5 protein-coding genes are annotated in these 6,976 nt (G+C 77.5%); 1 reads left to right on the forward strand and 4 read right to left on the reverse strand.

What is annotated here, in order from left to right; genetic code table 11:
* Positions 1-27 precede the first annotated feature (27 nt).
* The 3 genes from ACFV0G_RS06285 to ACFV0G_RS06295 are packed head-to-tail and all read right to left on the reverse strand — an operon-like array spanning position 28 to position 4,245.
* The gene (locus tag ACFV0G_RS06285; RefSeq protein WP_380542451.1) at positions 28-1,380 is read right to left on the reverse strand and encodes an AAA family ATPase; all 1,353 of its coding nucleotides are present in this window, start codon (positions 1,378-1,380) and stop codon (positions 28-30) included.
* Between the two features lie 8 nt (positions 1,381-1,388).
* A complete protein-coding gene (locus ACFV0G_RS06290) occupies positions 1,389-2,996 on the reverse strand; it encodes a hypothetical protein (RefSeq protein ID WP_380542454.1) in 1,608 nt (535 codons plus the stop codon).
* A gap of 40 nt (positions 2,997-3,036) precedes the next feature.
* On the reverse strand, positions 3,037-4,245 hold the full coding sequence (locus ACFV0G_RS06295) for a hypothetical protein (RefSeq protein ID WP_380542457.1): 1,209 nt from the start codon (positions 4,243-4,245) through the stop codon (positions 3,037-3,039).
* Between the two features lie 210 nt (positions 4,246-4,455).
* Here ACFV0G_RS06295 and ACFV0G_RS06300 point away from each other — a divergent pair, with 210 nt between their 5' ends.
* Positions 4,456-5,103 carry a histidine phosphatase family protein gene (locus ACFV0G_RS06300; RefSeq protein ID WP_380542460.1) on the forward strand — a complete coding sequence of 216 codons (648 nt, stop codon included), beginning with the start codon at positions 4,456-4,458 and terminating at the stop codon, positions 5,101-5,103.
* A 22-nt stretch (positions 5,104-5,125) separates the two neighbouring features.
* Here the strand turns inward: ACFV0G_RS06300 and ACFV0G_RS06305 are convergent, their stop codons facing one another.
* Positions 5,126-6,538: a tetratricopeptide repeat protein gene (locus ACFV0G_RS06305; protein WP_380542463.1), complete on the reverse strand. Its 1,413-nt coding sequence runs from the start codon at positions 6,536-6,538 to the stop codon at positions 5,126-5,128.
* Positions 6,539-6,976: the final 438 nt, after the last annotated feature.

Raw genomic sequence — 6,976 nt, forward strand, 5'->3', positions numbered from 1 at the left:
GCCGCCGCGCGCCCCGGCCGCCCGCGCTCACTCCAGCGGCACGCGGTGCTCCGCCAGGTGCGCCAGCACCGCGTGGTTCGCCTCCCAGCCGTCGGGGAACTTCACCGCCACCCCGAGCTGCACCGGCTCCGTCGACGGGTGCTCGTCCAGCAGCTCCGCGATCCCCGCCCGGGCCACCACGATGCACGCGTGCCGGTGCCGCGAGGCCAGCACGCAGAGCCGGCCCGTCTCCAGGTGGAACGCCGTCGCGTCCGGCCGCCCCGACAGCGGGTGCAGCACCACCGTCACGTCGTACTCCCTGCCCTGCAGCCGGTTGGCCGTGTCGACCGTCACCGCGGGCCCCGCCGCCGGATCCACCGGCACGCCCAGCCCGGCCAGCGCCTGCCGGACCGCCGCCGCCTGGTCGCGGTGCGCCGTTCCGACCGCGATCCGCCCCGGTGCGACCGGCGCCGACCCCTGCTCGGAGTGCGCGGTCAGACCGCGGTCCAGCAGCCGGCGGACGGTCGCCGCGACCGCCGCCACCGCCTGCGGATCCGTGCGCACGGTGTGCCGCGCGGGCAGCTCCAGCAGCGCCCAGCCGTGCTCCACCGCCTCGTCGATCGCCGCGTCCACCGCCGAGCCGTCCGCCCGGGCCGCCGCGGTCAGCCGCCGCTCACCCGGCCCCGTCCCGGACCGGAACGGCGTGTACGGGTAGAACGCCGACGAGATCAGCGGCGCCGCGGAGGCCGGCAGCCGCCAGGAGACCGGCAGCCGGTGCGGGCGGATCGCCGGATTGTGCGCCAGCAGCGTCACCACCGCGCTGCTCGACGGGTCGTACGACAGCCCGGCCCACTGGTCGGTACCCACCACGGTGAACGGGTCCAGCTGACCCGGGTCGCCGACGAACAGCGCCCGCTCGAACAGCCGGGCCACCGCCAGCAGCGCGTCCGATCGCATCTGGTACGCCTCGTCCACGATCGCGTGCCGCCACGGCGCCTCCGTCCTCACCCACTGCCACTTCGCCGCGGTGGAGACCACCACGTCGTGCTCCAGCAGGTCGGCGACCTTCTCCGAGGCCGTCACCCCGGCGTGCCGCAGCGCCTCCGGCGCCGGCCGGGTGTCACCCGCGTGCAGCCGGCCGATCGTGATCCCCGGGGCCTTCTCCGCCAGCCGGTCAACCAGGTCGTCCACCTGGCTGTTGGTCTGGGCGACGATCATCAGCCGCTCGCCCGACGCCACCAGCTCGCGGGCCGCGCGCACCACCAGCGTCGACTTGCCCGCCCCCGGCGGGGAGTCGACCACCACCCCGCGCGGCGCGCCCGGACCGGGCCGCACCGCAGCGTCCAGGATCGCGGCCACGGCCGCGTCGGCCGCGGCGCCCGGCGCCTGTTCCACCGTCATACCGCTGCTCATTCCCACTCTTCGCCGCCGCCGGGTGACGTCCGGTCGGCGCCCGGCGGTCCACCGTGCGTCCACGGGGTGTCCTCCGGCTCGGGCAGCGGCGCCGACTGACGCGGCGCCAGCTCGAACAGCGTGAACACCACCCGGTCGCCGACCTCCGGCACACTGCCCGGCTCCGGCTCCTTGCGGCGGCCCATCCCGGACACCAGCCGGACGGTCACCGTGCCCCCGGCGGCGTCGGCCCCGACCACCACCGCCCGCTGCGCGGCCCGCGACACCCCGTCCGGGCCGGCCGGCTCGAACACCCGGTGCACCTCCCGGCCCGGGTCGGCGTGCGGGTGGTCCGGGGTGCGCACCACCAGCAGCGGCCGCGGCTTGGCGGAGCGGCCCGAGGTGTCGTACTCCGGCACCACGTCCGCCACCTCTCCGGCGAACGCCTCGCCGGAGAGCCGGTGCGCCGCCATCGCCAGCGGATCGTCCAGTGCCTCCTGCACGTCCAGGCGGACCTGCTCGCGCTCGCGCTGCGCCAGCTTGCGCGCCGCCGTCACCGCGTCGTCCTGCCGCGGCTGCGGCGGCTCGCCGGCCGCGAGCCGGTCCCGGTGGCCGGTGTACGACCAGCGGTCGCCCTCCCAGCGGTCCGCGACGTGGCCGCCCGGCGGCAGCTCGCGCAGCAGGTCCAGCCCGCGCCAGACGTCCTCCCAGGTCGGCAGCAGCACCCGCTCCAGCGATCCGTGCAGCCGCTCGAAGGCCTGCTTGACCAGCAGCTCGGCCCCCTCGGCCGCGGCGCCCTCCGCGGACCGCGCGACGGCCAGCGCCGCGTCGTGCCGGGTGATCGCCGGGGCCAGCACCGCCTCGTCGAACCGGGGGTCGGTGAGCGGGCCGGCCGGCGGGTGCAGCAGCTGTCCGTCCGCGTCGCGGGCCGTCTCGGCCAGCTCCGCCGCGGCCGCGCCGCCCGTCCCGCCGGGCGGGCCGTGCCAGGCCAGCCGGGCCGCCAGGTGCTGGTCCTCCAGGTGGCTCTGGCCGGTCGCCCAGTGCCGGGCGAGCAGCCCGGTCATCGGCAGCAGCAGGCTGGAGCCCGGCACCTGCGCACGGTCGGTGAGGTGGGTCAGCCAGCGCCCCAGCAGCGGCACCCGGGTCGGCGCCGGGTACGGGCCCGGATCCGCGTCCTCCGCGGTGCGGCGGAACCGCGTCGAGCGGCCGATCAGCGCCAGCAGCTGCACCGCACCGGAGTTCGGCACGATCAGCTGCGGGGCGTCCGCGCACAGTTCCCGCACCACGGGTGTCTTCTCGCCGGTCTCCGGATCCCGCTCCGAGCCCTCGATCTGCTCCACCTCGGCGCCGAACGACTCCAGGTACGGCAGCAGCTCCGCGCCCAGGCGGTCCAGGAAGTCGAAGCGCATCGTGCGGTTCAGCGGCTGCGCCACGATGTGGGTGCGCGGCGCGGACCGGTCGGTGCCCAGCATCACCGCCAGCGGCGCACCGGACTCACCGGCGGCGGCCAGCGGCACCACGACCATCGGACGCTCCGACAGGTGCCGGTGCCGCACGGTCGCGAGCGGCTCGGCCCGGCCGCTGCGCACCGCCTCCAGCCGGGCCAGTGTGGTCAGCAGGCTCACTGGGCGGACCCCCGCCCGGCCGGGCTGCGGTGAGGGGCCATCAGCGGGACCCCCCGAGTGCCTCGGCGCGCAGCGCGGCCGCGTGGCGCAGCCGGGCCGCGGCCTCGTCGACCGCCGCGTCCGGCCCGCCCGCGCCGGCGGCACCGGCGCCGCGGCCCTCCGCGGCGGCCAGCGCCGCGGTGACCGTCCGGATCGAGCCGAGCTCGCCGCGGACCCCGCGGCCGAGCTGGTCGACGACGTCGTCGCAACGGGCCCGGGACCGGCAGTGGAAGCCGAGCTCGCACGCCGAGAGGCAGTCCGGGCTGTAGGCGGCCGGCACGGTCTCGACGGCCTCGGCGAGCTCCTCGCCGGGCCGGGTCGGCGCGCCCGTCTCGTCCGGCGCGAGGTCGAAGGTGGTGCCGGCCGGGAGGGCCGCCAGCAGCTGCCCGACCCCGGTCATCCGGGTCAGCTGGCGGCGGGTGGTGGCCAGCTCCCGGCGGACGTCCACCGCGGCGGCCGTCGGCCGGTTGGAGAAGTCCTTCGGGCAGACCAGCAGCACCGTGGTGGCCGGGCTGCCCGGCAGCTCCTGCGCTTCGTACGGGCCGGCGGCGGGTGCCGCGCCGGCCAGCGCGGCGGCGGTCTCCTGCAGGGCCAGCACGTACACCGCGGCCTGCCGGGCGGCGGCGCCGACCTTGGCCGGGTCGGCGCTGCCGTCCAGCACCGGGAAGGACTTGATCTCGACCACCGTGCTGCGGCCGCCGTGCACCACCACCGCGTCCGGCTCCAGGTAGGCCGGGCTGCCGGCCACGGTGAGGCGCAGCATCGGGTGGTCCAGCAGGTGCCAGCCGTCCGGGTCGGCGGCGGCCTCGGCGAGCGCCTGGGCCGTCCGCTCGGCGCGCACCGCGGGGGAGGAGCGGCGCAGCAGGTCGGGCACGGCCAGCGGGGCCGCGCTCTCGGCGGGCAGGCCGAGGTGGCGGCGGAGCGGCTCCAGCAGCGCGGCGTAGCCGTCGTCCTTCAGCCGGGCCTCGAAGACGTTGCCGCGGGCGATCGCGAAGGGCGACTGGCCGAACGGGGCCGGGCGGCCGAGCTGCCGGGCCAGTGCGGCCTTGTCGACGCCGGCGGCGTCGAGCAGCGAGCGGCGGCGGCAGCCGGGATTGGCGGCGAGCGCGGCGAGGGCACGGGCGTCGAGACTGCGCTGCGGCGCCCGGCCGCGCAGCTCGGAGAGCCGCTGCGCGAGCGACTCTGACTGCCCCAGGTGCGAGACGTTCATGGTGCGGCCCAGTGTTGCATCCGCCACCGACAATCGGGGGCGCCTCCTCCGGAACGGACTGCCCACCCGGCCCCCGAACCCGCCCCCGGGGCGGCCCCGGACGCCGCGGACCGGCCCGGGAACGCCGTCGGAGGCCGGGTGCGAGATCATAAGAACCCGGCCCTCAATGGCGAGCCAGGCCGCCGCGAACCCTGCTGCGAGGAGTCCCCCATGCCCGCCCGCATCGTGCTCGTCCGCCACGGCGAGACCGCATGGTCGGCCACCGGCCGGCACACCGGCCGCACCGACGTCCCGCTCACCGACGAGGGGCGTGCGATGGCGCGCGCCCTCGGCGCCCGGCTCGCCCGCGCGCCCTGGAACGGCCTCGCCGACGCCGTCGTCTACACCAGCCCGCTCTCCCGCGCCCGGGAGACCTGCGAACTCGCCGGCTTCGGCGACCGGGCCGTCGACCGGCCCGAGCTGATGGAGTGGGACTACGGCCAGTACGAGGGCCGCACCGGGGCGGACATCCGCGCCACCGACCACCCCGGCTGGCTGATCTGGCGCGACGGCGTGCCCGGCGGCGAGAAGCTGTCCGACGTCGCCGCCCGGGTCGACGGATTCCTCGACGAGCTCCGCGGCACCCACGGCGTCCCGCACCCCGAGACCACCACCATGCACGCCGCCGACTGCGACGTGGTGCTCTTCGCCCACGGCCACTTGCTGCGGATCCTCACCGCCCGCTGGCTGGGCCTGGCCCCCGAGTACGCCCAGCGGTTCAAGCTCGGCACCGCCGCGCTCTCGGTGCTCTCCTGGGAGTACGGCCTGCCGGCCGTGGAGATCTGGAACGACCTCAGCCACCTGGACGCCCTGGACTGAGCCGCCCCGGCCGGGCCCCGGCTCAGGCCGCGGCGAGGGCGCCGTCGTATGCGTCCAGGAAGCCGGCCACCTCCGGTACCGCCCGGTGCCCGCGCAACTGCCGGGCGGTACCGGCGAGCATCCCCCGGATCCGGGCCGACCGGACGTCGCCCAGCAGCGCGACCGCCGCCGAGCCGTGCCCGCCCGCACCCGCCAGGTCGCCGCGGCCCAGCCGGTCGTGCGCCAGCTCCGCGGTGTACAGCACCCGGTTGCGCACGAAGTGCGGGTCCTGCAGCGCTATCGCCCGGCCGGCCCGCTCGCTCGCCCGGTCCCACTCGCCCAGCGCGGACCAGCACTGCGCCTCCAGCCCGGCCAGCTCGGCCTCGCCGAAGAACGACATCCACTCCGGGTCCGCCGCGCAGACCCCCCGGTCGAACAGCCCGTACGCCCGGGCCAGCGCCCGGTCGCAGCCGGAGCGGTCCTGGAGCAGTGCCCAGCCGCCGGCCTCGCGCAGTGCCAGCAGCGCCAGCAGCCGGTCCGAGCCGAGGCCGTTCGCGGCCGCCTGCCCGGCCTGCGCCGCGCGCAGCGCCTCGCGGGGCCGCCCGGCGTCCCGGGCCAGGAAGGCGATGTTGCAGAAGACGTGCGCCTCCAGCGCGGAGTCGCCCGCCATCCGGGCGGTGGCCAGCGCCTCGGAGTAGAACGAGCGGGCGTCCGCCAGCCGGTTGCTGTCGTGGGCCAGCCAGCCGACCGAGATGGCCAGTTCGCCGGCGCACGCCTGCAGCCGGCGCTCCGTCGCGGCGCTGTACTCCCCGTCGTTGAGCAGCACGTACGCGCTGCGCAGCGACTGCCCGGCCAGTTCGAACAGGGCGTCCGCGCCGTGCGCGTCGTCCAGCAGCCGGATGTCGCGGACGGCCTGCTCGACCCCGCTCACCTCCGCCGCCCCCACCTTGCGGGGCGCCGGGACGGCCGCCGGGGCAGGTGCGGCGGGCAGCGGCTGCGGGTCGCCGGGCCGGTCCGCGGCCGCGGCCGGCCCGTCCAGGCCGAGCGCTGCCGCCAGGGCGGTCGAGCCGCCGGTCAGGAACGTACGGCGACGCACGTCGTCGTTCTCCTCGTCACGATGGTGCGGAACGGCGGGCACCGGCGCGGGAGGAGGCCCGGCCTCCCCCGCGCGGCGGCGGACCGCCGTCCGCGGCGTGAAGCCGAGGTCGACCAGCGACCGGTCCGGCCACATGTGCCGGAACACCCGCTCGTAGGCGTAGTTGGGGCAGCGGATCGCACCTGACTCGATCCGGCCGACGTAGCGCGCGTCGCAGGACACGTGCTCGCCGATCTCCCGGGCCGCCCGGCGGACGGTGACGGCGAACTCCCCGGCGGAGAGGTCGCCGCGCAGCTCGCGCATGACGGCGTTGGGGGAGTCCGGGGCGGGCCTGGGCCCGCCCGGTCCAGTGGCTGCCATGGCTGCGCTCCGGGGGTCGTGCAGGTGGTGCTGCCGGGAAGGGCGCGCCGCGACGGGCCGTCGGGGTGCCTGTGCGGTGCTGGCACGACAGTACCGGGAGTCACCGGTCGGGTGCGGCGGGTGAGCGGAACCGATGGCATCAATTCCGGGCATACCGGGCACGGTTGCCGGGTTCCGCCATGAAATGCCACGGCTTGCCGCACCCGCGCCCGTGGCCTGACCGCCCCCGCCCGCGTTGTCCTGATACGTGGAAGCCCCGGCACCCACCCCCACCCGACCGGGCGGCCCGGGCTTTCTACCTGACGAGGTGACAGGAGGTCCCCATGGCCACCGGAGTACCCCACGACCGACGGCCCGGCGCCCCCCCCGAGCCGCGCGGCCCCCCCCCCCCCCCGCGGCCCCGCCGGCCCCGCGGCCGCCCCCCCCCCGCGCGCGCGG

It is taken from the genome of Kitasatospora sp. NPDC059571, assembly GCF_042735675.1.
Lineage (GTDB): Bacteria > Actinomycetota > Actinomycetes > Streptomycetales > Streptomycetaceae > Kitasatospora.

Coding starts and splice junctions, on each gene's coding strand:
- ACFV0G_RS06285 (WP_380542451.1), bottom strand. CDS start 1,380: ATGACGGTGGAACAGGCGCCGGGCGCCGCGGCCGACGCGGCCGTGGCC.
- ACFV0G_RS06295 (WP_380542457.1), bottom strand. CDS start 4,245: ATGAACGTCTCGCACCTGGGGCAGTCAGAGTCGCTCGCGCAGCGGCTC.
- ACFV0G_RS06300 (WP_380542460.1), top strand. CDS start 4,456: ATGCCCGCCCGCATCGTGCTCGTCCGCCACGGCGAGACCGCATGGTCG.
- ACFV0G_RS06305 (WP_380542463.1), bottom strand. CDS start 6,538: ATGGCAGCCACTGGACCGGGCGGGCCCAGGCCCGCCCCGGACTCCCCC.